Source organism: Lederbergia galactosidilytica (assembly GCF_017873565.1).
Classification (GTDB): domain Bacteria; phylum Bacillota; class Bacilli; order Bacillales; family Bacillaceae_C; genus Lederbergia; species Lederbergia galactosidilytica.
Genome location: NZ_JAGGKH010000011.1, coordinates 45,216 through 70,991, shown reverse-complemented (window position 1 = coordinate 70,991; position 25,776 = coordinate 45,216). Strand labels below are relative to the sequence as shown.

The 25,776-nt window shown below is 36.0% G+C and carries 26 protein-coding genes, 1 tRNA gene and 1 pseudogene; 19 read left to right on the top strand and 9 right to left on the bottom strand.

The annotated features are described in order from the left end of the window. Positions 1-98 precede the first annotated feature (98 nt). From J2Z23_RS12775 to J2Z23_RS12740, 8 genes are all read left to right on the top strand, one after another. Positions 99-458, top strand: coding sequence for a DUF1360 domain-containing protein (locus J2Z23_RS12775; RefSeq protein WP_057982280.1), 360 nt, complete (start codon positions 99-101; stop codon positions 456-458). A gap of 542 nt (positions 459-1,000) precedes the next feature. After that, positions 1,001-1,477, top strand: a complete 477-nt coding sequence (locus tag J2Z23_RS12770; protein ID WP_057982282.1) for a sporulation protein — start codon at positions 1,001-1,003, stop codon at positions 1,475-1,477. 1 nt (position 1,478) lies between these two features. Further along, on the top strand, positions 1,479-1,955 hold the full coding sequence (gene spoVAC, locus J2Z23_RS12765; protein ID WP_057982284.1) for a stage V sporulation protein AC: 477 nt from the start codon (positions 1,479-1,481) through the stop codon (positions 1,953-1,955). Beyond that, positions 1,956-2,972 (top strand): stage V sporulation protein AD, encoded by a 1,017-nt coding sequence (gene spoVAD, locus J2Z23_RS12760; RefSeq protein WP_057982286.1) that lies wholly within the window; start codon positions 1,956-1,958, stop codon positions 2,970-2,972. It begins immediately after the preceding gene. A gap of 15 nt (positions 2,973-2,987) precedes the next feature. Next, positions 2,988-3,344, top strand: a complete 357-nt coding sequence (gene spoVAE, locus J2Z23_RS12755; RefSeq protein ID WP_057982289.1) for a stage V sporulation protein AE — start codon at positions 2,988-2,990, stop codon at positions 3,342-3,344. A 251-nt stretch (positions 3,345-3,595) separates the two neighbouring features. After that, complete coding sequence (locus J2Z23_RS12750; protein WP_064468687.1) at positions 3,596-3,751, top strand: YjcZ family sporulation protein; 156 nt, start codon at positions 3,596-3,598, stop codon at positions 3,749-3,751. 134 nt (positions 3,752-3,885) lie between these two features. Continuing rightward, positions 3,886-4,143, top strand: a complete 258-nt coding sequence (gene spoVIF, locus J2Z23_RS12745) for a sporulation-specific transcription regulator SpoVIF (protein WP_057982291.1) — start codon at positions 3,886-3,888, stop codon at positions 4,141-4,143. 344 nt (positions 4,144-4,487) lie between these two features. Then, positions 4,488-4,760, top strand: a complete 273-nt coding sequence (locus J2Z23_RS12740; protein ID WP_209974151.1) for a hypothetical protein — start codon at positions 4,488-4,490, stop codon at positions 4,758-4,760. A gap of 56 nt (positions 4,761-4,816) precedes the next feature. Here the strand turns inward: J2Z23_RS12740 and J2Z23_RS12735 are convergent, their stop codons facing one another. The 3 genes from J2Z23_RS12735 to J2Z23_RS12725 all read right to left on the bottom strand — a co-directional run bounded on the left by J2Z23_RS12735 (position 4,817) and on the right by J2Z23_RS12725 (position 6,569). Beyond that, entirely contained in the window at positions 4,817-5,254 is a 438-nt protein-coding gene (locus tag J2Z23_RS12735; protein ID WP_209974149.1) for a GNAT family N-acetyltransferase, read from the bottom strand. A gap of 8 nt (positions 5,255-5,262) precedes the next feature. Next, entirely contained in the window at positions 5,263-5,772 is a 510-nt protein-coding gene (locus tag J2Z23_RS12730) for a YjcG family protein (protein ID WP_209974147.1), read from the bottom strand. 77 nt (positions 5,773-5,849) lie between these two features. Further along, on the bottom strand, positions 5,850-6,569 hold the full coding sequence (locus tag J2Z23_RS12725) for an alpha/beta hydrolase (RefSeq protein WP_209974145.1): 720 nt from the start codon (positions 6,567-6,569) through the stop codon (positions 5,850-5,852). Positions 6,570-6,748: 179 nt separating this feature from the next. Between J2Z23_RS12725 and J2Z23_RS12720 the strand changes: the two genes are divergently transcribed. The 3 genes from J2Z23_RS12720 to J2Z23_RS12710 all read left to right on the top strand — a co-directional run bounded on the left by J2Z23_RS12720 (position 6,749) and on the right by J2Z23_RS12710 (position 10,563). Then, positions 6,749-7,756, top strand: a complete 1,008-nt coding sequence (locus J2Z23_RS12720; protein ID WP_057982301.1) for a TAXI family TRAP transporter solute-binding subunit — start codon at positions 6,749-6,751, stop codon at positions 7,754-7,756. 322 nt (positions 7,757-8,078) lie between these two features. Continuing rightward, positions 8,079-8,597 carry a DUF1850 domain-containing protein gene (locus J2Z23_RS12715; RefSeq protein ID WP_057982304.1) on the top strand — a complete coding sequence of 173 codons (519 nt, stop codon included), beginning with the start codon at positions 8,079-8,081 and terminating at the stop codon, positions 8,595-8,597. Beyond that, positions 8,581-10,563 (top strand): TRAP transporter permease, encoded by a 1,983-nt coding sequence (locus J2Z23_RS12710; RefSeq protein ID WP_209974143.1) that lies wholly within the window; start codon positions 8,581-8,583, stop codon positions 10,561-10,563. Before J2Z23_RS12715 ends, J2Z23_RS12710 begins: the two co-directional genes overlap by 17 nt. A gap of 305 nt (positions 10,564-10,868) precedes the next feature. On the opposite strand, the gene J2Z23_RS12705 is transcribed toward J2Z23_RS12710, so the two are convergent. The 6 genes and pseudogenes from J2Z23_RS12705 to J2Z23_RS12680 all read right to left on the bottom strand — a co-directional run bounded on the left by J2Z23_RS12705 (position 10,869) and on the right by J2Z23_RS12680 (position 15,244). Next, entirely contained in the window at positions 10,869-11,141 is a 273-nt protein-coding gene (locus J2Z23_RS12705) for a hypothetical protein (RefSeq protein WP_128738663.1), read from the bottom strand. A gap of 178 nt (positions 11,142-11,319) precedes the next feature. Continuing rightward, positions 11,320-11,832 (bottom strand): alpha-helical endospore appendage domain-containing protein, encoded by a 513-nt coding sequence (locus J2Z23_RS12700; protein ID WP_209974141.1) that lies wholly within the window; start codon positions 11,830-11,832, stop codon positions 11,320-11,322. Between the two features lie 359 nt (positions 11,833-12,191). Continuing rightward, positions 12,192-13,409: a Bcr/CflA family multidrug efflux MFS transporter gene (locus J2Z23_RS12695; RefSeq protein WP_057982312.1), complete on the bottom strand. Its 1,218-nt coding sequence runs from the start codon at positions 13,407-13,409 to the stop codon at positions 12,192-12,194. Between the two features lie 187 nt (positions 13,410-13,596). After that, positions 13,597-14,030: pseudogene (locus tag J2Z23_RS12690) on the bottom strand (NUDIX hydrolase). A 39-nt stretch (positions 14,031-14,069) separates the two neighbouring features. Beyond that, positions 14,070-14,741 carry an HAD family hydrolase gene (locus J2Z23_RS12685; RefSeq protein ID WP_057982319.1) on the bottom strand — a complete coding sequence of 224 codons (672 nt, stop codon included), beginning with the start codon at positions 14,739-14,741 and terminating at the stop codon, positions 14,070-14,072. 38 nt (positions 14,742-14,779) lie between these two features. Further along, positions 14,780-15,244 (bottom strand): NUDIX domain-containing protein, encoded by a 465-nt coding sequence (locus J2Z23_RS12680; protein WP_064468684.1) that lies wholly within the window; start codon positions 15,242-15,244, stop codon positions 14,780-14,782. A gap of 188 nt (positions 15,245-15,432) precedes the next feature. Here J2Z23_RS12680 and J2Z23_RS12675 point away from each other — a divergent pair. From J2Z23_RS12675 to J2Z23_RS12640, 8 genes are all read left to right on the top strand, one after another. Further along, positions 15,433-15,505, top strand: a tRNA-Val gene (locus J2Z23_RS12675). Positions 15,506-16,639: 1,134 nt separating this feature from the next. Next, complete coding sequence (locus J2Z23_RS12670) at positions 16,640-18,985, top strand: bacterial Ig-like domain-containing protein (protein WP_209974139.1); 2,346 nt, start codon at positions 16,640-16,642, stop codon at positions 18,983-18,985. Between the two features lie 44 nt (positions 18,986-19,029). After that, entirely contained in the window at positions 19,030-21,183 is a 2,154-nt protein-coding gene (locus tag J2Z23_RS12665; RefSeq protein ID WP_209974137.1) for a right-handed parallel beta-helix repeat-containing protein, read from the top strand. A gap of 324 nt (positions 21,184-21,507) precedes the next feature. Beyond that, positions 21,508-22,116 (top strand): NAD(P)H:quinone oxidoreductase, encoded by a 609-nt coding sequence (gene wrbA, locus J2Z23_RS12660; protein WP_057982329.1) that lies wholly within the window; start codon positions 21,508-21,510, stop codon positions 22,114-22,116. Positions 22,117-22,450: 334 nt separating this feature from the next. Continuing rightward, a complete protein-coding gene (locus J2Z23_RS12655) occupies positions 22,451-22,606 on the top strand; it encodes a hypothetical protein (protein WP_165589567.1) in 156 nt (51 codons plus the stop codon). A gap of 115 nt (positions 22,607-22,721) precedes the next feature. Beyond that, entirely contained in the window at positions 22,722-23,489 is a 768-nt protein-coding gene (locus J2Z23_RS12650; RefSeq protein ID WP_057995660.1) for a (S)-benzoin forming benzil reductase, read from the top strand. Between the two features lie 109 nt (positions 23,490-23,598). Then, positions 23,599-24,525: an AEC family transporter gene (locus J2Z23_RS12645; protein WP_057982333.1), complete on the top strand. Its 927-nt coding sequence runs from the start codon at positions 23,599-23,601 to the stop codon at positions 24,523-24,525. A 23-nt stretch (positions 24,526-24,548) separates the two neighbouring features. Further along, positions 24,549-25,190 (top strand): hypothetical protein, encoded by a 642-nt coding sequence (locus J2Z23_RS12640; RefSeq protein WP_057982335.1) that lies wholly within the window; start codon positions 24,549-24,551, stop codon positions 25,188-25,190. Positions 25,191-25,776: the final 586 nt, after the last annotated feature.

Below are 25,776 nucleotides of genomic sequence, written 5' to 3'. Positions count from 1 at the left end.
GTCATCTATTGATCCATATTCATTAATAACATATTAGACATTAGCCAAATGGGTAACGGACAAATGCCTTGATAGCACAAAATAGGCGGGTGAAACTGATGTCAATTAATTGGTTTACATTCATTTTATTAAGTTTAGCGGTTTTCCGATTAACACGATTATTGGTCTATGATCAAATAACAGAATTTGTTAGGCGTCCCTTTATGCAAGAGTATGAATCGCTTGATGAAAATGGTGAATTAGAGATTTATCTTATTCCTAGAGAAAAAGGTTTAAGAGGTTGGATCGGTCAGCTCATTAGCTGTTATTGGTGTACTGGAATTTGGATATCAATATTTATCTTTTCTGCTTGCTGGTTCTTCCCGAGGTTGGCGGAGCCATTAGTATATATTTTATCAATCGCAGGTTTTGCCTCTATTATAGAAACAATTATCCAATCCAAGATTTCTGAAGAATAAGGGCTATTGGGCAAACACATTTTTTACTGGGTACATAAATTATAGAGTAGAGAAAATTACTCAGGATGTGATTGTGATGAATAATAGACCTAGAAAAAAGAATGCTATTGGAAAAGGTCGCAAAAAAAGAGCTGGTTGTGGATGTGGACCATCAAAGCCAATTAGAAAAGAACGTTGAAGAATATATAAAACCTAGTCTCTTACCTTTTCAGAAGGGGGACTAGGTTTTCATTTTGTATAAGAAGAGATAAATTTCTCTGAAACATAATCATAATTTCAGGAATCTGGAGAAAAATATCCTATAAAGGTTGTTCAAAGAATCGGTAAAAATGAAACAACTTGCTTCCCGATGGAGATAGGGATAATACTCCACAGTTTCATTTTGCGCCCATGTGTTTCTCCTTATTTCGCACTAAAATCTGCCCCCATAGAGTCTCAAGAGCGTTGCAGGACAGCTATTTTACTTTTTGAACAAAAATAGATGGAAAGAATTTCATTAGTTTGTACTTATTTGAAATAAGGTCTAATAATAGGAGGTACCAATGCTTAAAAATAGAAAATACGTCTTAGCAATAACAGTTTTCTTCTTGATTATAAGCGGTTGTTCAAGTAATGAAGATGGGGAAGAGGCAAGATTATCGTTAATGAAAACAACTCAACCCGCACCAATCGAAATAAGTTATCAAGAAAAAAATGATTCTGTTGCCTATCAGATAAGAGAGGACGTAAAAAAAATAAATGAAATATACGATGTGGCGATCATTGAAGGGCAAAAAAATATCCTTATAGCCTATAAGGTTAGTCATCTTCAACGATTTAGAATGAAAAAAATCGAAAAAAATTTAAAGGATCAATTAGAGAGTGACTATCCAGAAAAAAAATTTATTGTTTCTAGCGATTATAAAATATTTTTAGAAACTATCCGACTTAGAGAAGCATTGGAAGATGATAACATAAGTATTGATGAAGCGGAAAAACGGTTTAAAGAAATTATTAAATTACAGAAGGAAATGACGTAAAATGGCTAGTAAAAATAAAACAAAAACACCGGAACAAATACAATATGATCAGCTACAGAAAAAACATGAACTTAAACGTCCCATATTAAAAAATTGCCTGCGTGCTTTTTGGGTCGGTGGGCTTTTTTGTTTAGTCGGACAGGCAATTACCTATTTTTATATTTACTTCTTTAACTTTACGGAACAAACCGCAGGTAATCCGACTGTTGCTACCATGGTATTTATTGCGATGCTTTTGACTGGTTTCGGTGTGTACGACAGGATTGGTCAATTTAGTGGAGCAGGTAGTGGTGTTCCAATAACTGGTTTTGGGAACGCAGTTATTTCATCGGCTATTGAGCATCGATCAGAAGGTTTTGTTGTCGGAGTAGGCGGTAATATGTTTAAGCTAGCCGGTTCAGTTATTTTATTTGGCGTGTTTTCAGCCTTTGTCGTCACTCTTATCAAAACCATTTTGGTACAGTGGGGGGGATTTTAAATGCTTCAAGGAGCCCAAACATGGCTTTTTTCGCAAAAACCTACTATTTTATCAACAGGGGTTGTGGGAGGTCCATTTGAAAAAGATTGTCGCTTGGCAAATGACTTCGATAAATTTCATGATGACTTGCGAATGGGCAAAGATTCATATGAAAAGGCGCAGAATGTTCTATTAGAGGATGCTGTTGAAATTGCCCTTCGAAAAAAAGGGTTAACAGAAGATGATGTACAATTTTTCCTCTCAGGTGATTTAATCAATCAGATTACTCCAACAACATTCGCTGCTAGAACAAATCGAATCCCCTATTTAGGCCTATTTAGTGCTTGTTCTCTTTCAACGGAGGGACTAGCACTAGCCTCCCTAATTATTAATAGTGGAGGAGCAAATCATGTTTTGACAGGAACTTCTAGTCATAACGCTTCAGCCGAAAAACAATTTCGTTATCCGACAGAATATGGAGGGCAAAAGCCACCGACAGCCCAGTGGACGGCAACGGCAGCAGGGGTAGGCCTGATTGGACTGGCAAAAGACATAACTGGACCAGCTCCACGAATCACCTCAGCAACAATTGGGAAGGTCGTTGATATGGGATTAAGCGATCCTTTTAACATGGGTGGGGCAATGGCGCCAGCTGCTGTAGATACAATTCAAAGGCATCTCTTTGACTTAAAAAGAGATCCTTCATATTATGATTTAATCATTACGGGAGATTTAGCTGAGGTCGGTAGAAATACAGCCCTAGAACTATTTAAACAAAAGGGTCTACCATTAGATGAGAATATATTTAATGATTGTGGATTGATTCTGTACACAGATGAACAGGAAGTATTTGCAGGTGCTAGCGGTCCAGGTTGTTCTGCCGCTGTAATGTATGGACATTTAGTAAATGAAATGAAAAGAGGCAAGTATAAGAAGATTTTAGTTGTGGCTACTGGAGCGCTTCTTTCACCGTTAACAGTTTTACAAAAAGAAACGATTCCGTGTATCGCACATGCGGTAGCACTTGAGTATGAATAAAGGAGGTAAGGGCAAATGTTAGCAATGTTTTTTTGGTCTTTTGTCATTGGCGGAATCATTTGCATGATTGGGCAGCTCATCATGGATTCATTTAAATTAACCCCTGGTCATACGCTAAGTTTATTAGTTGTATTAGGAGCGATATTAGCCGGCTTCGGACTTTATGAACCACTGATTGACTTTGCTGGGGCAGGTGCGACCGTCCCTATTACAAGTTTTGGAAATTCACTTGTGAAAGGGGCAATGGCTGAAGCGGACAAACATGGACTGGTAGGGGTAATGACAGGAATGTTTGAGGTTACTTCTTCAGGAATCTCAGCGGCCATCGTGTTTGGATTTATTGGAGCGCTTATTTTTAAACCAAAGGGATGAATTTAATATCTTTAACGAGTGTTCTTAATCATATGCAGGGAAGTGGCTTGCATCAAGATTAAGATGGGGAGGTAGGGCAAACCGTCCCTAACGCAAGACTTTTTATCGATGAATAAACTGCCCATCTTTTAATTTTCTGTTTCAATATTTCCTCTTTTAGTTTTTTCGCCTCTTTTTTTTTAGTTAGCCCATACGGAACAGGCACTAGCCACATAAGCTATAGTGAACCAACAAAAGAGAGGTGAGCGTAAATGTACGGATATGGATACGGTGCAGGAGCTTGTGGATGTGGTTACGGCGGTTATGCAGGTGGAGGCGGCTGTGGCGGAGGATTTTTCGGAGGAGGCTTTGCCTTAATTGTTGTTTTGTTTATCCTGCTTATAATTGTTGGTGCAGCCTTCTGTTAAAAATGTCTAAAATACAAAAAGATAGGTTGCAGTTAAAGCAACCTATCTTTTTCCTGTTTAATGTTTAATTTTTACCACACTTATTTGACTTTCGTTCATATTATATAAAGTATGAACGGAAGGGAGCGGAAAAAATGGAAAATCACTTTTTCAAAAATGTAGAAAAGAAAACAGGCGTTAATATGAATGAAGTTTTAGAACTAGCCAATTCACTGCAAAATGCCAATTTTAAAGATGAAAGAACAGTGCGAGGAATTATCAAAAAAGTTTCCCGTATTGCCAATAAGCCGGTTTCTAAAGAAATGGAAGATAAAATGGTGAAATCGATTATTCAAGATGGAAATCAATTGGATATGGAAGCAATTTCGAAAATGTTAAATAATAAAAGGTAAAATATATGATTAACTGAGACTGGGACAAAAATGTTTAGGTCATATTAAAATCCATCGATCGTGGTGGGGGTGCATATGTGGAAATTCATTCCTTTTCCGCAAGTAGCTAGCAAGTGCAATATCAACACAATACTAAAGAATATTGCGGCTCAGCTAAATGTACACTAAGAAATCGACCGATCGAGGGATTAAATGTATGTCTTACAGGTAACTAGCGTATCGTCATTTAAAAGTGAACGTTCTAGTTATGTTCCAGCCTCTCTTTCTGAATTAATTAAAATAATGTTTCATACATATATAATTCGGGTATGTACTAGTTAAAGTAAATGAGGGGAGGTTCCTTGATGGGATATATTGGTCCTGTACAACCTTATCAGTATCAAGAATATCATAAAAGAGTTCTGTCGCAGGTTGAACGACATGTCTGGACACCTGTCTCCAACATTGAAAAAATATCGTTAAATTCTCCATTTCAAGAAATACTAAAACGTAGCCATTCTAAAGAACAACAAATAATTAAGAAAAAAGTGAACAGAGATAAGAGAGCTAGACAATTCGTTCATATAAACGAATATGAACAGAAAAACAAAGGAAGGTATTTCAATGAATATGTATAACATTGAAATACCTTCTTGTTTTTTAGGTTGAATTTTGGGCTAATATTATTAATTATTCATGCATTATCTGCATTTAATTGCTTGGTCATCGTTTTATGAGGGATACCAGCATCCATGAATTCTTCCGAGCATACCATATAACCGAGTTTTTCATAAAACGGGATTGCGGTGATTTGGGCATGGAGCTTTAATTGTTGAATTGCTTTCTTCCTTGCAAAATCTTCGATCGCTTCCATAACTTTTTTACCAGCTCCGAGTGCACGAGAGGACGATAAAATACAAATCCGTTCGATCTTTCCGAAATCTTCTACCATTCGAAATCTACCAGCCCCAATTGGCTTGTCATGATTATATAATATGAAATGGGCAGATTCATTTTCGAATTCATCTATTTCTAGTTCTAGTGGTACTTTCTGTTCCTCAACAAATACCTTTTTTCTCACATAAAATGCATCGTTGAGTTGTTGTTCTGTAGTTGCTTGCACAGCTTGCATAATTATTATTAATCCTTTCCTAATCGAATGGTTTCATAAGTTGACCAAGAGCCATTTTCTAATTGATACACTAGATGGATACGGTCAACGATTTCTTGATGTTCGACACCAAGCATTCCAAGTGCACCAAAAACATCGGAGTGTTCATCATTCGATAATTTTTGCCCAATCGTCACATGAGGAACGAAAGGATGTTCAGGTGGTCCACCTGGTATTTCACTATAGAGTTCTTCGTGGAGGCGAAGAAGTTCGTCAGTTTTTTCAACTTTTAGATAGATGGTGTTGGTAATAGGCTGAAATGAACTAACTTTAAGGAATTTTAAATGGATAGGCTGAAATTCTTTGGCAATCGCTTCTAATATTTCGGTTAGTTTTTCAGGTTTTTCCTCCGTTTCAAAGCCTTCTTTTAACGTCAAATGTGGAGGAATCAAAGCATAGTGAGGATCATAACGCTTACGATAAGAATTGGCTAGATCTTGTAATTCTTTTGATGGAAAGATGACGATTCCAAACTTCATGTTTTTGCCTCCTTTTATCTTTATTTAATAAATAAAAATCTCATATCATAACTATAACAGATTCTTATACAGGTTGCTTAGGAAAACATTGTTTGTAATGCTCTTTTAACATCAGATTGCCAATATTTCCAAGAATGTCCGCCAAAAAATTCGTCATAAAAAGTTTCGTAGCCCTTTGCAATAAATAGTTGATGAAGTTCCCGATTAGGTGTTAGAAAATCTTGGTTGTTTGACACTTTAACAACGGTTTCTTCCTTACCGATGACATGATATATTTCAAAATTAAATACGGATGGGGCTGATTCAACCTCTTCAAGTATTGTCTCATTCACATATGGAGAATGGAGAATAAGATTTTTAAAAAGCTCCGGAAAATAAAGAGCGGTGCGTAAAGAAACGGTGCCAGCAAGACTATCTCCCATCAAAGTGCGTTTCTCTCTGATTGTGTAGGTAGGGTAGTGCTCGTCAACCCATGGAATTAACTCATTGGCGATAAATTTCATGAAGTTTAGATTTTCATTTCCCGATGGATGATATTTATTACGGCGATCTTTTATACTTTTATAATGTGTTGCGACAATAATAGTCTTTTCTAAAATTCCTTCGTCAATTAATTCATCAGCGAAGCGGGTAAGTTTCCCTAATTGAAAATAATCTTTTCCATCCTGAACAATTAATAAAGGATATTGTTCATCTTCTGAATAAGAAGCCGGTAAATAAACTAAAAGTGGTATATTTTCTTTTAGTATCATACTTTCGATGGTTGCATCGTAAATCTTTCCTCTTGGAAATGCCATTAGTTTCACCTTACTTTTTCTACTTGTTGCAAAGTATTTTATCATATAGAGCAGAAAAAGTATTATAACTAGCCTGGATGGGGTATGAAGTTTAAGGTGAAAGCGTATTATCTTTATAGAGTTGGTAAAATATGTTAAACTATTCATGCTTTAGAATATGTAGGAGGAGGAACATATAAGTGAAAAGAAAACAGAAGTTTTTAATGGCTGCTTTTGTGTTAACGCTTTCCTTGTTATTAGCTGCATGTGGAGGCGACAAAAACGCTGATAATGGGAAGCAATCAGGTGAAAATGATGGAGGAAAGAAAGACTACGGCATTAAATTTCTAACGATTGCATCTGGTGGGACGGGTGGAACTTACTATCCGCTTGGAGGAACTTTTGCTACTTTGATCGGTGATGCAACTGGAATTGAAGCCAACTCGATAACTTCCAATGCATCAGCAGAAAACATGGCTAGCATCCAAAAAGAGGATGTAGAAGTCGCTTTTACCCAAACAGACATCGCTACATATGCCACTGAAGGTACCAATATGTTTGAAGAAAAAATAGATAATGTGCAAGGGCTAGGTACTCTTTATCCTGAAACAATCCAAATTGTTGCTCTGAAAGGATCAGGGATTGAAACAGTTGCTGATTTAAAGGGGAAAACAGTTTCTGTGGGAGAAGCTGGGTCAGGAACACGTGCGAATGCTGAGCAAATTTTGGAAATGTATGATATGAGCGTTGAAGATGTCAAGGCTCGTAACTTATCTTTTGATGATTCTTCAACTGGATTACAAGATGGAACGATTGATGCAGCATTTATTACTGCTGGAACGCCAACCGGAGCTGTTGAAGGATTATCGGCAACAAAAGATGTAATAATTGTGCCACTTGATAATGATAAAATCGAGGCCCTCATTGAGAAATACCCTTATTATGCAAAGGAAACGATTCCTGAGGGTACTTATGGGGCTGATCATGAAGTAGAGACAGTAGCGGTTCAAGCCATGCTAGTAGTGAGAAGTGATTTAACTGAGGATTTAGTTTACGATATGACCAAGGCAATTTTTGAAAATACTGATAAAATTGGTCATGCTAAAGGAGAGCTTATTAAGACGGAAAATGCTCTTAATGGAATGGGAATTGACATTCATCCAGGTGCACAAAAGTATTTTGATGAAAAAGGGGTAAAAGCCGAATAAAGCGCATTCATCCAATGAGGATTCCTTCCTCACTGGATGAAGCGAATTAAGATAGTTAATTGAATCTTGACTTAAGAAGTTTAAGAATCTTCACATATAGTTAAATTCTAAACAGGCTCTATCAGCCAATTTAAATATCTACAAGAGTTGGCATCTGCTAAAGTAAGCGTTGGTTTGGAGTTTCCTGCTATCTACTATACTTTAAGATTTTTTATCTATTTTAATGATAAATGTATGCACCATAGTCAATAAGAATGGTGTTTGTGCATTGGATTTAATCCCTTAATTGGATGTATTTTTTAGAATAGTTAGGAAGATCGGTTTGAGATATTTTAAAAAAACTTTCCTATTTGCTTTTATCCTTAGTATTATTATTTTTTTACCTTTTCAGAGGGTATTAGTTATTGAGGATGCAAAAACAAATAAACTACTTGCCTATTTGCCCTTACATCGAAATAAAGATACATTCGAAATTAGTTACACACATTCGATTCATCTTTCAAATGTTGTGGAGACTTACACTGTTCTCAAAGATGGTACCATTAGACAAATTGAACTGACGTATGAAGATACAGCGATTGGAATGCCCTCTAATGCTGAAAAAGGGGAAATTTTTAAATTGGAAGACGGAAAATATCATCTGTTAAATATGCGAAGGGATATGCCATCTATATATATGAGAACGGCACAAGTGGTGGGAACACACCGAATTATTAGCAATAATCATGAATTAGATCTTGCTGAAGTAATTCCCCCTGGATCCCTCATATTATTAACAGAACAACGTCTAGCTTTATGGGAGTTATGGAAAGGAGTGAACATTGTTGGCAGATCAACATGAAATATTATCACAGGAAGAACAACAGAAAATATTAGAAAAATATGATCCGGAATCTGCTACAAGGCACTTAGAGGGGATTCTAGGTACCATTGTTTTTCTAGTTTTATTAGCTTTTTCTATTTTTCAACTATATGCTTCTATTACGCAATCTTTACCAAGGCAAATTTTATTATCTGTGCATCTGGGTTTCGCTCTGTCCCTTATTTATATTTTATTTCCAGCTAGGAAGAAATCAAAAAAGAAACATTCTGTTGCCTGGTATGATTATATATTAGCATTGCTTTCATTGGGAGTGGGAGCCTACTACCCGCTCATGCTAGATACTATTGCTAATAGAGTTGGTACGCTCACATCTATGGATTTACTGGTTGGAACACTTGCTGTGTTATTAACGTTAGAGGCCACACGGCGAGCTGTTGGAATTCCCATTACGGTGATTGCGACTTTATTTATTGCCTATGCCTATTTTGGACAGTCCATGCCAGGCTTTTTAGCGCATCGAGGACTTAATTTTGAAAGCTTAATTAACACCCTATTTTTTACGTCTGAAGGAATTTTAGGGACTCCATTGTATGTATCAGCGACCTTTATTTTTTTATTTTTGCTGTTTGGAGCTTTTTTAGTCAAAACGGGTGTTGGACAATATTTTAATGATTTGGCGTTAACTATTGCCGGAAAACGAGTAGGAGGTCCTGCAAAAGTAGCGATATTTTCCAGTGCATTACAAGGGACCATAAGTGGAAGCTCTGTGGCCAATGTTGTCACTTCTGGTTCATTTACAATCCCGATGATGAAAAAGCTTGGATACAAAAAGGAATTCGCTGGTGCGGTGGAAGCGGCAGCCTCTACGGGAGGACAAATTATGCCACCTGTTATGGGAGCGGCGGCTTTTTTAATGGTTGAATTTATTGGTGGTGTTAGCTATTGGGATATAGCCAAGGCAGCTGCGATTCCAGCAATATTATATTTCTCAGGGATTTGGATTATGACCCATTTCGAAGCTAAAAGAGTAGGCTTAGTCGGTTTATCGAAAGAACAGCTTCCAAATAAAAAAGAAGTTTTTAAGAAAATACATTTATTGATTCCTATTTTGATGGTTATTATTTTACTGATGAGCGGTATGAGTGTAATGAGAGCTGCTCTTTGGTCTATTGTTGCAACTATTTTAGTTAGTCTGTTTTTAAAAGAAACACGAATTGGAATTAAACAAATTATTGAGGCTTTGGCTGATGGGGCAAGAACAGCTTTAGCGGTTGCGGCGGCCACAGCCTCAGCAGGTATTATTGTTGGCGTTGTGACAAAAACGGGATTGGGGCTTAAGCTAGCTAATGGTCTAGTTGATCTAGCTAATGGACAGTTGTTATTAACCTTATTTTTCACAATGTTAACAGCCATTGTTCTGGGAATGGGATCACCGACTACCGCAAACTATGTGATTACATCAACGATTGCAGCACCTGCGATTATCACCCTTTTAACAATGGATATGCCAGCAGGAGGAGCGGTGCCGGTGTCGATTGCGATTTCTGCACATCTATTTGTTTTCTATTTTGGAATTGTGGCAGATATCACTCCCCCGGTCGCTTTGGCTGCTTTTGCAGCCGCGGGAGTTTCAGGGGGGGAACCTATTCGGACTGGGGTTAACTCGGCTAAACTTGCGATCGCGGCATTTATCATTCCATATATGTTTGTCCTCTCTCCAGAGTTATTAATGATTGATACAACGATTCTCCAATTAATTTGGGTCCTTATCACAGCGATTACCGGCATGATTGGAATCGGGGCTGGGATAATTGGATTTTGGTACAGAAAGTTATATTGGTTTGAACGAATCATTGCCATTATTTCAGGACTAATGCTTGTTTATCCAGAAGGTCTAACTGATACGATCGGGCTTCTTATCTTTGCCGCAATGGTTGTGAGCCAATTAGTAACAAGAAAAAAAGGAAAATATAAGTTAGCTTAGAGTATATGTTCAGCAAAAAAGAGATAATCAAAAAATAGTGTGAAAGAAATGGAATTTTACCAACGGCAAATGATTTTCAGCGGGTTGGTTAAAATGAACAATCAAGTTAATAGGAAATTGATCAAATATTCTGCGCCAGGGGGGCATATTTAGCTTTGATTCTCTATTGTACCTTGTGATGTCCATCAAGGCGCATACTCCCACCGGAGCTTTGTACCATTTGCAAGTGTGTTTGATTATTTTCATTTTTACCAGACGATGGTCCGAAATCTCAATAAAGTAGTCTGCTAAAAGGGAGCTCTAGATTATTCAGAGCCCCCTTTTACTGTTGAGGTAGGATTAAACACTTCACAAGTTAACCATTTTGTATTGGGATTGTTTTCTACATCATTTTGCTGCGAAATCGATTGTAACCACCATAGATCATTCAAAATAATTGTTTGTAAATACGAAATCTTTCTTATGTCATATAGGCGAACAACAGATTCATGTGAAAATTTATACATTTCATTTACTACTTTTTCTGTTTCTTCTATGAATTCAGGTATGACAACTGAAATATGCATAAACTCCGTCAATTCATATCTCTTAATGAGAAATTTAATAAACATATGCAAATATTCATATGAATTTGCAATGGATTTGGCTATTATCTTATTATTAATCTTACGTGAATGCATTGCTTTCCCAAAAAAAAGTATGGCTTTAAGATAAGTAATCATGGTATTCCATACAATAGGTAGAGATTTATTTGCTTCATTCACGGAAAAATTCTTGGGATTCATCATAATCACCAAAATTATCATCATTCATTCCAGCTAGTTTTTCTTCAGTTTCACTGGATGCTTCGTTTTCCTCATCAGCTTCTGACTCAGAAACTTCATTTACTTCCTCATTTACTTCCTCATTTAGTTCTTCGTTTACTTCTTCATTCATTTCTTCATCGAATAAGCCTGATATAGGGGCAGAAAATTGCCTTTCATCAAATATAAATATTTCTTCAAGCTTGTTTAATAAAAACCAATCCTTTATTACAACTGATCTTAAGAGATGGAGCGAGGATTTATTCATCGAAATAATTTCTTGGTTGGAAGGATGAGTTGGAAAATTTAAATCTGCGCCAATAAAAGCATGTATTTTAGAGGCACCGGCGTTAAGGAAATTTGCTAAAGCCATTTCCTCGTGAGTAATGGCCCCTAACAATTGATCAATAATTTCTTGTCTTGATGGAGAGGGGTTACTATAATCCGCATCATGGGGCATGTTCATTCATAAACCTCCTTACAAGGATATATCCTACATTATTTTATTGAAAAGGGATGATTACGTGAGTATAAACTAAGCCCATTCGAAATGCGAAATCATAAAGATTCATTTATTACTGATTGGCTTAAAGCTGTAAGGAGTGAATGTGAGCTGAGCGGCAGCAAGATCATATAAGAAAAGAAAGGGGATAAGAGGTAATAAAAAAACTTCTTAGAAAAGATAAGAAAAACACAAAGCTGAATGACTTGGATGTCGCATCCAAACTAACTTATTATAAAACATGATTAAAAGAAGCCCCCAAAGTGATTAATTCAATCACGAGGAGGCTTATAAGTTGAACGGCACAGTTTGCGTCAAATTTTTTATGAGGCATATTTGTTTTTTACACGGGCTCGAGAATTACTCGCTAATCCATAGAATGAGAGGAAGGCAAATAAGGCCGCACAAAAAATAAGAACACCCATTGGTCGAGCAGAATATTCTCCTGCAATACCAACAAGGGGAGCGGAAATGGAGCCTAGGACAAAAGGAAGTAATCCTAAAAGAGCAGCTGCACTACCAGCTATATGTCCTTGTGTTTCCATAGCCAATGAAAATGAGGAGGTCGAAATTATCCCCATTGATGAAACAAAGAAGAATATTGGAATGACAACCGTAAAGAGCGGACCTTTTAAAAGTACAGCTAAAAGTAAGCCACTGCTTGCAATCATTGCCAATGATAAACCAATTTTTAAAAAGCGAATTTCCGAAATTGTGTCAGCAAAACGACCAACAACTTGTGTACCGATCATGATACCAATACCATTCATCGCAAATAATATACTAAATAATTGTGGAGAGGTACCATAAATATTTTGATACACGAAAGGTGTACCAGAAACATACGCGAAAATACCTGCTGAAATAAATCCTTGTGTAAGGGCAAATCCTAAAAATTTACGGTCCATGATTAGAGAGAGAAAATTCCTAAAGGTTTGACCGATATTACTAGGCACTCTATTTTCCTCAGGTAGGCTTTCATTTAACTTTAATGAGACAAAAGTGACAAGGAGAATTCCGACAAAGCCTAAAGTAATAAATACGCCTTTCCAATTGGTAAACAATAAAATACTACTACCTACTACCGGCGCTAGAATGGGCGCTAAATTATTAATGAGCATGAGTAATGAAAAAAACTTAGTCAATTCTCGCCCTTGATACAGGTCACGTACAATAGCTCGAGAAATAACAATCCCACCAGCGGCTGCAAAACCTTGGGTGAAGCGGGCTACGATAAACATAGAGATAGTTGGTGCAAAAGCACAAAAAGTAGATGCGACAAAATAAAGAAAGAGAAAGATTAATAATGGCTTTCTTCTTCCTAGCACATCACTCATCGGCCCAATAATCACTTGGCCAAATCCAAGCCCTAGTAAACAAGCTGTTAAGCTAAATTGGACAAGTGATGCATTTGTATGAAAATCTTGGGTTATAGTTGGGAATGAAGGGAGATACATATCGATGGTAAGGGGACCTAAAGCTGCCAACGACCCAAGTAACAAAGCTAATTTAATCCTTGAATTTTTATCGAAACGTTTCAAATTATAAACACCTTTCCTTTGCAAAGATAAACTCTAATAATAAAAAAAGTTCCTTAGGAATACTGCAAATTCATTTTCGGCATTTCGGCATTCTTTACACATTATACGATAGTTCTTCGAGAAGGGAAATATTTTATGTTCGACATTATTAAAGAAAGGGAAAGTCTAATGTTCAGACTTTCCTAGATTATATGATTCGATCTATCAAACTTTCAGCACGTTTTATGCTTTCTTTTAAATAGACAGGTGCATTAGAATGGTCATATATTTGCGCGCTTGTCATCCAATATACAGATTCCACTTCATCAAGACTACTGGCAACTGCCTTGCCAGATTCATACTCACACAGAAATACGATGTTTACAATATGGTACCCGCTATCTGAGACAATGGAAGAATTATACAGATAGTGTAACTGTTCTTTCACTACTATCTTAACTTCTTCATAAATCTCACGCTCACAGTTTTTTCTAATATATCTAATGAAGTATCTTCTATCTGCTCAACTTTGCCTCCAACTAGAGAAAGGAGGCCACCAGCATGCTCTTCTTTTTTACTTCGTTCAATGATCAACCATTTATGATTTCTAAAAATGGCCCCTTCGACATTTACTAAAAACATTTTTATACCTCCGCATAGAATCCAAGTTTCATCGGTGATTTACACTTCAATAATTTTTAAGATTTTCATCGGGCTGGCTAGCCTTGGAAATCCTGTCACTTTTTCACTGATAAAAGGAGGTTGAAACCAGGTCGCTTGATAAGCCTTCAATTTGGCTTTGGAAGCACCATATAATTCATTTGAACCTCCATCACCAATAAAAAGAGCTTGCTCTGGGGAAACTTTTAGTCGCTGACACGCTGTAAGATATATTTCGGCATTTGGTTTTGCTTGCTTTACCCTATATGAAAAAATTACATCATCAAAATATTTGGCTAATGAAGAATTATCCCAACCGATGACTTCTTCCGCTGTACAATTACTGATTAATCCAAGTTTTATTTTCCTATCTTTTAATAATTGAAGTGTTTGTATTATTTCATCGTTAATTTCCATAAAAGGTACTAATTTGGCCTCAACTCTGCGCTGGTGAATTTCGTTGATCACATTTTCATTAATTGGCTGGCCGAGTGATTGCATGATATCTTTAAGACAGGTTTGATGGTCAGAGAAAGTTCCATTCATTCTCATTTCCCTTCTTGCAGACCATGCCTTTTTGAAAACTTTTGTATCAATCCCCAATTCTTCAATAGAGTATATTGATTTTCTTTGATTATTTTCCCATTCAGTAATCAAAGTTTCATACAAGTCAAAAAATATCGCTTGGACCATAAAATCCCCCTAACATTATAAAAGAGATAAATGTTTATTTAATTGATGTCCCCTAAATAAACAGGTAATTCTTTACCAGATACATGGTCAATAACATTTTGGCGTATTGATTGAGGGTAGAGTCTATAGTTTAATAAATCTGGGATAGGCAACCATTCTGCACCTATTTGCCCATCATCTGGGGCAGTCCCATTACCTATATTCGTAGCACCTTCTATAACTTTACATAAAAACATATATTCTATTTGGTGAACTTCTGAATCAAATGCAAAATGTTCATGATTTTTCCCAATATATTCACGAATAAATAGAAGATTCCCAATATCCACAGTTGCATTGACTTCTTCTATACATTCTCTTTTAAGTGCTTCATGAAGTGTTTCCCCATGTTCCTGCCCGCCGCCTGGTAAAATATAATAATAACCTTCTGTATCTTGTTTTTTTATAACTAATATATGATTAGTTTGAATAATAATAGCCTTTGCTGAATTTCTTACTGCCATAGTAACCTCCCATTTATCTTATTATTAATCTATCTATCTTACCTCAGAAAAATAAAAAAAGATGTAAAAAGGGCGAATTTTTTAAAAAGTATTTTGTTCTATCTTAGGTATTTAAATGGAAAAATTAAAGGTATTGACTTAATTATGTTTATCTTATACAATAAATAATGTCTTAATCATAATAACTTGATTCTGTAGCTCAGCTGGGAGAGCGCCACCTTGACAGGGTGGAGGTCGCTGGTTCGAGACCAGTCAGAATCACTAGCCAAACGCTTGTCCCATTAGGGATGAGCGTTTTTAATTTTGTAGCAGGTGGTATGTTAGAAAGCTGTTTTTGTCGATAATCTGCTAGCAAAACGCTATTTTATGGTGATTGTAGATAGATTTTATTATTCCTTTTTCGTTCAACTAGGAGGACTCATCTAATTTTTTAGTCCCCGACTCATCAGTATGTTTTTATACTATGAATATTCATGGTTGTTTTTTATCTGCATGGTCTAGGCGTTGTACGTCTTGACTAATAGAGGGTGGCTGGTGGGATATCTATGACACCAGTTGCGATTGCTTCGGTGGTATAAGGTTCCTTGTTTTATCCGTAAGAAGAAAAAAATATACTTTCCATCATCCGTAAACAGCTAATACTTTCTTTGCTTAGCAATGGAAGAAGTAATTTGTTTATAATCTAGGCATTTCAACTGCAGGGAAAGCTTAAACTCAATATGGATACTTACAAAAACATGAGGTAAAGAGGAAGGAAAGGGATGGGGGGAAGAGAGCAGAGTTATAGCTACTCTAACTGCTGCTGAGTAGTTTCCACCCAATCCGAAAATGAGCCGGTGCCATTGCAACTGGGACAAGTTGGATCAAGAAATGCATCCATAACAAAAAAACCTCTTCCAGAACAGTCGGGACATGTACCCTTATCGCGATTCGTATTTATCTTCTTCTCAAGTTGAGTAGCGTTCCATTCAGAAATTTTATTAGTTATTTTATTAAAAATCTCCATGTCAAATCACCTCAGACTTTATTATGAGGACTTATAAGGCATATTATTCTCCTGCTTTTTATTTGATTCAGTTTTTAATAAATCAGACATAGAAAGGGCGGATAGTTAATAATATTACTAAGATAAATGTCTAAATTTAGAGAAAACTATTGTTATTTAAAGAATATTCTATTACTATTAATAATAACAACGTTGTTATTGAATTTACAGTAGTGATTTAATAAGATAGATAATTGAAGGGAGGAATTAATCATTTTTACATAAAAAAATGGTAGCGTTTACAAACAAGGGGGATCCGTTAAAAATTGCAGAAACTAATAGAATAATATGTAATATGGAGGTAATTTTTTTTGAAAAAAATATGTATATATTTGTCTATAATCCTGCTGATGCTGACAAATATGAATATATCTGTACTTGCTGCTGCTAATGGAGAAAATGAAAAATTTGCTGATTGGGATTTTGTTGTTTTTGGTAATGGAGCGAACGAAAATCCCAATCCTATCTACAATAATGATGGCTCGATCACAATGGAGGCACAGGGTGGGAAAATCTCTAGTTCTGTTGATGGTATTTCTTTTCTTTATCAGGCTTTGCCGATAGATGCTAATTTTCAAATAAACGCGACTGCAATAGTTCATCAATTCGGAGCTAATAATCAAGTATCTTTTGGAATCATGTTGCGTGATGAAGTTGGTAAACATCAGGATTCAAGTGGACATGAAGCAAATTACGTTTCCATTGGTACCTTAGATCAATCGATTAAGGGCTTTTATAAGCAGGATACGCAAAAGAAGTTAAAGGCATATGATGAGAAAATTCCTGTAGAAGGGAATCAGTATAATTTCAAAATAAAGAAAACAGGGGATGTCTATATTCTATCCGTCAATGGAGAAGTGGTTGAAACGCTCACACTTGAAAAACTCTTTTCGAAACAATTATATGCAGGAATTTTTGTAGCACGTGAAGCAAAAATCACATTTAGTGATCTTACTCTGAATATTGATCATAAAGAGGTAGAGTCGCTTCAGGTGGATGATTCTAAGATGAAAACTAATTATCTTGTTAATGAAGAGTTTGATGTGAGAGGTTTAAAAGTAAAGGCCGTTTATTCAGATGGTAGCTCAGAGGAATTATTAGAGTCTGACTATGTGATAACAGGATTTGATAGTAGTCAGGCTGGGAAAAATACGATAAATATTCAGTATAATGGTATCGTTGAACGAGTAGATCTGTACATTTCAGAATTAACAATAACCGAACTAGACATCCGTTATTATCCGGCTAAGACAACGTATTATCTGGGAGATTCTTTTGATCCCCAAGGTTTAGTGATCGATGCTATCTATAATGAGGGATATCAAACATCACAACTTTCTGAAGACGCGTATTTCTTTGAAATTGAGGGGGAGAGAATTGAGCTTGAACATTATCGTTTTGATAGAGCAGGGGATATTACACTGAAGATTATTCCAAAAAAGTATCCTGAAAAATCAACGACTTTCAATGTTTATGTTCAGGAGTCTGAATTGCTTGGAGTAAGCATTGTTCGTGCTCCAATAAAGCAACTGTATTTTATTGGGGAGTCATTGAATCTAGATGGATTACAGGTCAATGCCAAATATAGTGACGGACAAAATGTGCTCTTAACAAGGGATGAATATACGGTCTCAGATTTTGATTCATCTCTTCCAGATAAGAAAGAACTGACAATTCATCATAAAGATAAAACAGTAACTTTTTCAGTAAATGTAAAGGAAAGAGAAATTGAAGGATTGACAATCATGAGCTATCCTAAGACAACCTATGTAGTTGGCGAAAAGTTTGTTGAGGAAGGGCTAAAAATTGGGTTGCTTTATGATAACGGAGATCAAGAGGCATTAAGTAAAGAAGATTATACTCTTAAGACAAATGATTTTAACCGAAATCAACCAGGGACTTATACAGTCCATGTGACTGCAAATAACAAGAAGTTGGCGTCCATCACTTTTCATGTAACTGTACGGGAAAAGGCTACTTTAAATTGGCAGGAGATCCGTTTTGGACAATCTACTTCAGATGATAAAAACTACATCAAAAAACAAAAAAATGGGGCCATCAGAATAGTAGCCGAAGAAGGTGGTGGAAAAGTTACAGGTGATCATGATGGTATTTCTTTCTACTATACTGAACTTAATGCAGAAAAAGATAATTTTATCCTTTCAGCCGATATTAAAGTGAATGAATATGCAAAGTCTCCACATGATGGACAAGAATCATTTGGAATTATGGCAAGGGATGCGATTGGTAAAGCAGGAAATTCGGGTGTGTTTGCTTCTAATATTGCCGCTATTGGTGGATATAGTGGAGGGACAAATGCTGAAAATGGTACCCAATTGTTTGCTAGGACGGGTGTTATTGCAGCTGATGGGGAAGGAAGCGAAGGAATTCAGAATAGGATGCTACTACAAGAACAGCCAAATGCAGAAAATACTAAGGGACACTACCGTCTGACATTAGCAAAAACAAATAGTGGTATTACTGGAAGACTAAATAATGGAGAGGAAGACATCCTTTATGAACCAGATATCTTGAATGTGCAAGATAATAAAATGTATGTAGGCTTTTATGCTGCCCGCTTAGCGGATATCGAAATAAGTAATATTGATCTGATAATTTCAGAAGCAGCTACAGACCCACCAAAAGTTGAGGCTCCCGCGGAACCACTTCTCCTAAATTTGAAATTTTATCCTTAGACAAGACATCTATTACAGATTATATACTTAGGGTACGGGCCAATGTGGATGGACTGCTCATTGTAAAAGAAGGGCAAACGGAGCAATACGATCCGAAAACTGTCACTGCAGGTGAGGTAATTGAAATTCCAACTGAAATACCGGCAGAGCAAACGACTCCGTTTAGCTTGACCTTTTATCCAGATGATACGCAATTTTTAACTTCAACTGATAAGATTGTTCGCAACTTTAAGGTGCAAATGAAGACATTTCAAAACAATAGTACTATTTATGTCTCACCTAGTGGAACAACAACAGGGAATGGCTCAAAAGAAAATCCGCTTGATCTCGATACGGCCATTGACTTTGTCCAACCAGGACAACAAATTTTTGTTCAAGAGGGAACATATAAGCGTTCTACAAAACTTGAAGTAAAAAAGTATAACGATGGCCAAGGTGACGCGATGAAATATTTAATAGCAGACCCTGAAGCAAATACACGTCCTGTTATTGATTTTGACAATCAGTCAGAAGGTGTCGTTCACAGTGGAAATTATTGGCATGTAAAGGGACTTAATTTTACAAAATCAGCACCAAATACAAAGGGATATACACTTGGTGGTCATCATAATATCATTGAAAATGTATGGACATATGAGCATGGTGACACAGGATTACAAATTAGTCGAACAGACGCGAATGATAACGATATTTCAAAATGGCCATCCCATAACTTAATCTTAAACAGTCTCTCGTTTGAAAATCGGGATCCATCAGAAAATAATGCCGATGGATTTGCAGCAAAATTAACCGTTGGTGAGGGAAATGTCTTTAGAGGAACGATCGCTTTTAATAATATTGATGACGGATGGGATCTGTATACGAAGGTGGGATCAGGAGCAATCGGGGCTGTTACGATTGAAAATAGTATTGCCTTCAACAACGGATTTTACCGAAATGGAGAGGCAGGAGCCGGGGATAAAAATGGTTTTAAGTTAGGAGGAGAAGGAATTCATGTTCCCCATGTGATTAAGAATAGCCTTGCATTTGGTAACGGTGCTCTTGGCTTTACAAGTAATAGTAATCCCGGTGTTATAGCACGAAATAATATTAGTGTTAATAATGGTACCAACTTGAGTTTTACTAGTTATACCGATATTCATCAGGACTTTACAATTGATGGATTTGTTTCTTTACAAACAGATACAGAAAAAGGGAAAAAAGATCAGTTTCCGCAACAGTTAGAGTCTCCTATTAATTACTTTTTTGATGGTGAAAAAACCATTAATATAGAAGGGGAAGTTGTTCCGCGGGAATTAGTAGAAACGATTGAACATTTTATCGAACAATTTTCTAATTCTGGTATTGAGAAAGTGATAACAAGTAACGGAGATATTAAGTGGGAGCATTTATGGAGAACTTTTGAAGAAATTGTAAAATGGCCAGAAGAACAAACAGAGAATCCGGATATAGAAGATCCTGATATTGAACAGCCAAATGAAGATAATGCTGAAACAAGGGATCCGAATGATGCTGGTAACGAAGAAGTCGCATCTGATTTAAAACAGGTTGTCAATGCGATATTAATTAAAAAGGATCACAAAGTAAAAGTGAAGGATCAAGGTATTGATCAATTGGCACAAGATGGAACCTTCATTGTGGATTTAAGCGATCATGATGCATCAATAATAGTTTCATTTTCAAAAAAACAGATTAAAAAATTGAAAGAGAAAAATACCATGATCATTATTAAAATGAAGAAAATCACCTTACAGGTTCCCATTTCGAACGTATCTGGAGAAGAAGCAATTGATATCAAAATGGAAAGACTAAAGGATATCGCGACCGCATTAAGTGCTGTTTATGACTTCGAGATTTTGGAGCGAGGGCAGGCTATAACTGAGTTTAATAAAGATATAGGGATTGCATTTGTAGTAGATTCAAAAAGGGTTATATCACCAGATCAGGTCGATATCTACCATTTTAATTCAGAAATAGAGAATTGGGAGGCGGTTGGTGGTGTTTATAAAGATGGATCGATCAGCGCCGAAACCGACCATTTCAGTACATTCGCTGTATTTGAAAAAACAGTGGACAGTGATGATGAACTGGTAGGGACAAATAAAAACATAGGGATTAACCAAGAGCGGCCAAAAGCTGATTCAAACTATAGATTACCAAACACAGCATTTGGTTATCATTCTTTGAAACATCATTAACCTATCCTTACTCCAAACAAAAAGATTTAGTTATAGGGTTGACAATGGTGAATATTGTAATATATAATTAGTTTGAAATCGAGATAAATGAAGTTGAGATAAAGTCGTAGACCTGACTTACCTTATTTGTTGAATCATTTATAGGTTTGTATCATCATTCTATTGTTCAAATTGGAAGAATGATCCTCAGTAGGGGAACATGTCGTGTATGGACATACTTAAAGGTATGCGTTATTTTTAACTTCATACTTACTAAAAGTAATTAACTACTTAAGAAGAAGCGTTTATCTCAGTTTAAAAAACAATATAAAGGAGAAATGAATCATGGCAAACGTTAAATTAGCAGTTATTTATTATAGTTCAACAGGAACAAACTATGAATTAGCAAAATGGGCTGAAGCAGGTGCGAAAGAAGCAGGTGCAGAAGTTCGCGTTGTGAAGGTACCAGAACTTGCACCAGCAGCAGCGATTGAATCTAACCCGGCATGGAAAGCACATGTAGAGGCAACGAAAGATGTTCCAGAAGCAACATCTGAAGTCATTGAATGGGCAGATGCCATTATCTTTAGTGTTCCAACTCGTTTTGGAAATGTCGCATCACAAGTTAAACAATTCATTGATATGCAAGGTGGACTATGGGCAACTGGAAAAACAGTTAATAAAGTTGTTAGTGCAATGTCTTCTGCTCAAAATCCACATGGTGGACAAGAAGCAACGATTCTATCACTTTACACATCTATGATGCATTGGGGCGCAATTATCGTACCTCCAGGTTATTCAGATCCAGTTTTATTTGCTGCTGGAGGAAACCCATATGGCACGAGTGTTACACAAGGCCAAGATGGAAAAATGGTTGAAGATGTTCAAGCAGCTGTTAAACATCAAGCAAAACGCACAGTTGATATAGCAAATCGTGTAATTGCAGGAGAGTAATAATTAATAATTTTGAGCCGATCAGCACTTGCTGATCGGCTCGTTATCTAGGCTTTTTCACACATAGAAATGACTAAATTCCAAAGAGAAAATGCTTAATTATAATAAGTATATATTAGTATTAAGGAAGGATTAAATTTTGTCGTATCAAGTATGAATATGTTCTGCGAAAAGTAATCTTATTCATTGACACTGATGAATTTAACATGTCATAATGAAATAAAATCTTATTGTACTATGGGAAGTGATTCATCACATATCCTTAAATTGCATTTGTTTTTGCTCTTTAGTAAGATTTATAGATTATTTAAAATATATTGTGGAGGTTCGCATTATGACGACAAGCGCAGATCCTGGGAAATATACGGTAAACTCAACCATCTCGTTGAAAGGCATTGTCAAAGCTATTTTCAAAGATACTGTTCATGTCCAAATAGGCGGGAAGATTATTACGCTCCCTCTTTCTAAAATAAATAAAGAATTAAATTAATACGTTTATTTGCTACTAGAACAGAACAAAGATGGTTAAGAGCCCAAAATGCTGGGTTCTTTTTTTTACCTATGTCGTAGTGATTGTATTTATATAATTGATAGGAGTGTGTTAAGTGGATATTTATATCATAACTGGAGCCTCAAAAGGAATCGGTTTCGCTTTAAGTAAACAATTACTTAGAAAAAATCATCATCTGATTTGTATATCTCGAACAAAAAATGAAGAGTTGGAAAAGATAGCTAATCAAGGGGATTATCCACTATATTACATAGAGCAAGATTTAGCGCAGACAGATGAACTCTCATACCTAATGGAGCGAATCTGGCAAGTGATCCCTAATAATTTTGAAACGATTACCTTAATTAATAATGCAGGAATGATTGAGCCGATTGGAAAAGTAGAAAGCCTTTCTTCAGAAGCGATTGCTAATAATATCGCTGTGAATTTAACAGCCCCCATGATCCTCACATCAATGTTTATTAATCGATTAGAAAATAAACCAATCGGGAAGAAAATTATCAATATTTCTTCTGGAGCTGGTCGCCATCCATATAATGGTTGGAGTAGTTATTGTGCTGGAAAAGCAGGGCTAGATCATTTTACTAGGGTTGTATCTAATGAACAGGCAAATAAGGAAAATGAAATAAAGATAATCTCTATTGCTCCTGGGATCATAGATACGGAAATGCAGGAAAAAATCCGATCTGTTAAGGCGGAAGACTTTGAATTAGTGGATAAATTTATTGGATATAAGGAGAATAATCAACTGCAGACAGCTGATCAAACGGCAAAAGCCTTAATCAAGCTAATTCAAAGCCCAAGCTTCTTTCAGTTGCCATCGGTAGCTGATTTACGAAACATGGAGATTGAAATCGAATAGCATCTAAGAAATAGCAGCCTAGTATTCTCGTTTTATAAAAGTTTAGCAGGAATTTTTTAATTTTTGTCGAATTTTAGTTTCATACAATGTAAAATGGAGGAAAGGTTATTTGCTATCAAATCTGTCTATAATTTTCACGGAAATTATTTTACCAGTTTTTATTTTAATTTTAATAGGGGTTATTCTACAGCGTAAATTCAAACTAGATTTGTATACGCTTGCGAAAATCAATATTTATTATTTGAGTCCTGCTCTTATCTTTATTAAGCTTTATGAAAGTGTATTCTCTCCGGCCATATTCTTTGGCGTAATTTTCTTTTGTTTGCTTTTTGTTTTTCTATTATATGTTTTAAGTTCATTGGTGGCTAAATTCTCGAAAATGGAGAAAGCAAAGAAATTAACTTTTACGAATAGTGTTGTTTTCTATAATTCGGCTAATTACGGTATTCCTGTGAATGACTTAGTTTTTAAGCATGATCCTTTCGCAATGTCTATTCAAGTGATTGTTGTTGCTTTTCAAAATACTTTCCTTTTTTCGTATGGTGTGGTGTCATTGAAATCTATGACAATGGGAAAATGGAGAGCCATTTTAGATTATTTTAAAATGCCACTATTTTATGCAATGACATTAGGTATTTTATTGAATATATTCCATGTTTCTTTACCGGAATTTTTATTAACACCGATTTCTTACATATCGAATGCATTAATAGCAATTGCCTTATTGACTTTAGGAGCGCAAATAGCACATATACGTGTTTCATTTGCGTATTTACCACTATATCTTAGCATGTTCTTTAGATTGCTAATGGGTCCAGCGATTGCACTGGCCGGATTATGGTTGGCTGGGGTTGATGGGATAGTTGCACAGGCGTTGCTCATTTCAACTGCGATGCCAACATCTGTTAATAGCTCCATAATTGCGCAAGAGTATAATAATGAGCCTGAGTTTGCGGCACAAACGGTTATTGGTTCAACTTTACTAAGTTCGTTTACACTCACAATTGTTATTTATATTGCATTGAGTATTTTTTAACCATAGGGGGAGAAGGGATCTAGATGAAAAGGCCACTAAAAGAAATTTTATCAGAAATGTCGACCAATGAAAAAATAAAATACATATGGGAGTATTATAAATATTATATTATTGGCTTCATCGTATTAGTGATATTCGTAGTTTATACAGTCTATAGTGTGGCCAATAAAAAGGAAGATATATTGAATATTGTCATGATTACTGACTATGCAAATCCTGAACAAGTTGAAGAAGTAAAAGAAAATATCTATCAGAACCTACTAACAGAGGAAGAGAAAGAGTCTTCTAATATTATTATCCAGACTTTAAGACTAAAAAGCGAAGATATGCAGGCAGGGGTAGAAATGCAAAAATTAGCAGCCCAATTATCCGCTGGAGACATTGACTTCTTTATTGCGGATCAAGAATATTTTGATCAAATGAACCAGGATGGACAATTATTACCATTTAATGAACTTGAGGGAACGTCAGAGCTGAATCTTCCAGAAGATCAATTGGTATCTGGGAATGACAATGGTGTGACTGGAATAAAAATTAACTCAAATTCTATCTTCGATGGACTTATTCAAAAAGACGAGGAAAAAATTCTCTTTACTCCTATCAATGTACAAAACAAAGAGATTATTGCTCGCTTTGTTGAATATTATATTGATAATGAACAATAAGTTATAGCGGTTAATCGAGAAAAGCTACTTTTCAAAAAGGGAGCTTTTCTTTTTGGTCTATAATAAATAACGTTGGTGAAAGAAAATCACCTTCTCAGAAATTCTGGGAAGGTGATGGAAATTCAGTATTTACCAGCAGAAGAAATTCACGAAGACACCTGTGGGAAGTAGAGTGAAGGTGAAATCCCGCAGTAGCGTAGTCAAAAGATGAGGACCAAAGGCTAAAGAGCTCGCCGTCTTAGCGAAACGCCTTTGTGACTCACATCCTGCCTCACCGCACTCCCCACGGTAAGCGAAGTGAATTTCTGTAGCGATATATAGGAATGGACCTTCCATTAAAAAGAAAAAAAGACTGTTTAGAGAGAATGTTCTTCTCTAAATAGTCAGATAGCCTTCATTCAAATTCGGCTAAAATTCTTCACCAGCGTTATTTGGCAAAGAGCCTTCTTTTTGTGTAATTGGCTTACTGGAAAAACTTATAAGTCCTGTTCAATATACATGATCCAAGAGGTCTGACATATACCGGATTTTTTGTAGGCTCGCGGTCAGTGAGCATATTCAATGGATAAATTTGCTCCAATTATAA

Excerpts from the sequence above, each read along its gene's own strand:
- J2Z23_RS12775 (WP_057982280.1), top strand. The coding sequence starts at position 99 with ATGTCAATTAATTGGTTTACATTCATTTTATTAAGTTTAGCGGTTTTC.
- J2Z23_RS12770 (WP_057982282.1), top strand. The coding sequence starts at position 1,001 with ATGCTTAAAAATAGAAAATACGTCTTAGCAATAACAGTTTTCTTCTTG.
- spoVAC (WP_057982284.1), top strand. The coding sequence starts at position 1,479 with ATGGCTAGTAAAAATAAAACAAAAACACCGGAACAAATACAATATGAT.
- spoVAD (WP_057982286.1), top strand. The coding sequence starts at position 1,956 with ATGCTTCAAGGAGCCCAAACATGGCTTTTTTCGCAAAAACCTACTATT.
- spoVAE (WP_057982289.1), top strand. The coding sequence starts at position 2,988 with ATGTTAGCAATGTTTTTTTGGTCTTTTGTCATTGGCGGAATCATTTGC.
- J2Z23_RS12750 (WP_064468687.1), top strand. The coding sequence starts at position 3,596 with ATGTACGGATATGGATACGGTGCAGGAGCTTGTGGATGTGGTTACGGC.
- spoVIF (WP_057982291.1), top strand. The coding sequence starts at position 3,886 with ATGGAAAATCACTTTTTCAAAAATGTAGAAAAGAAAACAGGCGTTAAT.
- J2Z23_RS12740 (WP_209974151.1), top strand. The coding sequence starts at position 4,488 with ATGGGATATATTGGTCCTGTACAACCTTATCAGTATCAAGAATATCAT.
- J2Z23_RS12735 (WP_209974149.1), bottom strand. The coding sequence starts at position 5,254 with ATGCAAGCTGTGCAAGCAACTACAGAACAACAACTCAACGATGCATTT.
- J2Z23_RS12730 (WP_209974147.1), bottom strand. The coding sequence starts at position 5,772 with ATGAAGTTTGGAATCGTCATCTTTCCATCAAAAGAATTACAAGATCTA.
- J2Z23_RS12725 (WP_209974145.1), bottom strand. The coding sequence starts at position 6,569 with ATGGCATTTCCAAGAGGAAAGATTTACGATGCAACCATCGAAAGTATG.
- J2Z23_RS12700 (WP_209974141.1), bottom strand. The coding sequence starts at position 11,832 with ATGAACATGCCCCATGATGCGGATTATAGTAACCCCTCTCCATCAAGA.
- J2Z23_RS12685 (WP_057982319.1), bottom strand. The coding sequence starts at position 14,741 with ATGGTCCAAGCGATATTTTTTGACTTGTATGAAACTTTGATTACTGAA.
- J2Z23_RS12680 (WP_064468684.1), bottom strand. The coding sequence starts at position 15,244 with ATGGCAGTAAGAAATTCAGCAAAGGCTATTATTATTCAAACTAATCAT.
- J2Z23_RS12670 (WP_209974139.1), top strand. The coding sequence starts at position 16,640 with ATGCTGACAAATATGAATATATCTGTACTTGCTGCTGCTAATGGAGAA.
- wrbA (WP_057982329.1), top strand. The coding sequence starts at position 21,508 with ATGGCAAACGTTAAATTAGCAGTTATTTATTATAGTTCAACAGGAACA.
- J2Z23_RS12655 (WP_165589567.1), top strand. The coding sequence starts at position 22,451 with ATGACGACAAGCGCAGATCCTGGGAAATATACGGTAAACTCAACCATC.
- J2Z23_RS12640 (WP_057982335.1), top strand. The coding sequence starts at position 24,549 with ATGAAAAGGCCACTAAAAGAAATTTTATCAGAAATGTCGACCAATGAA.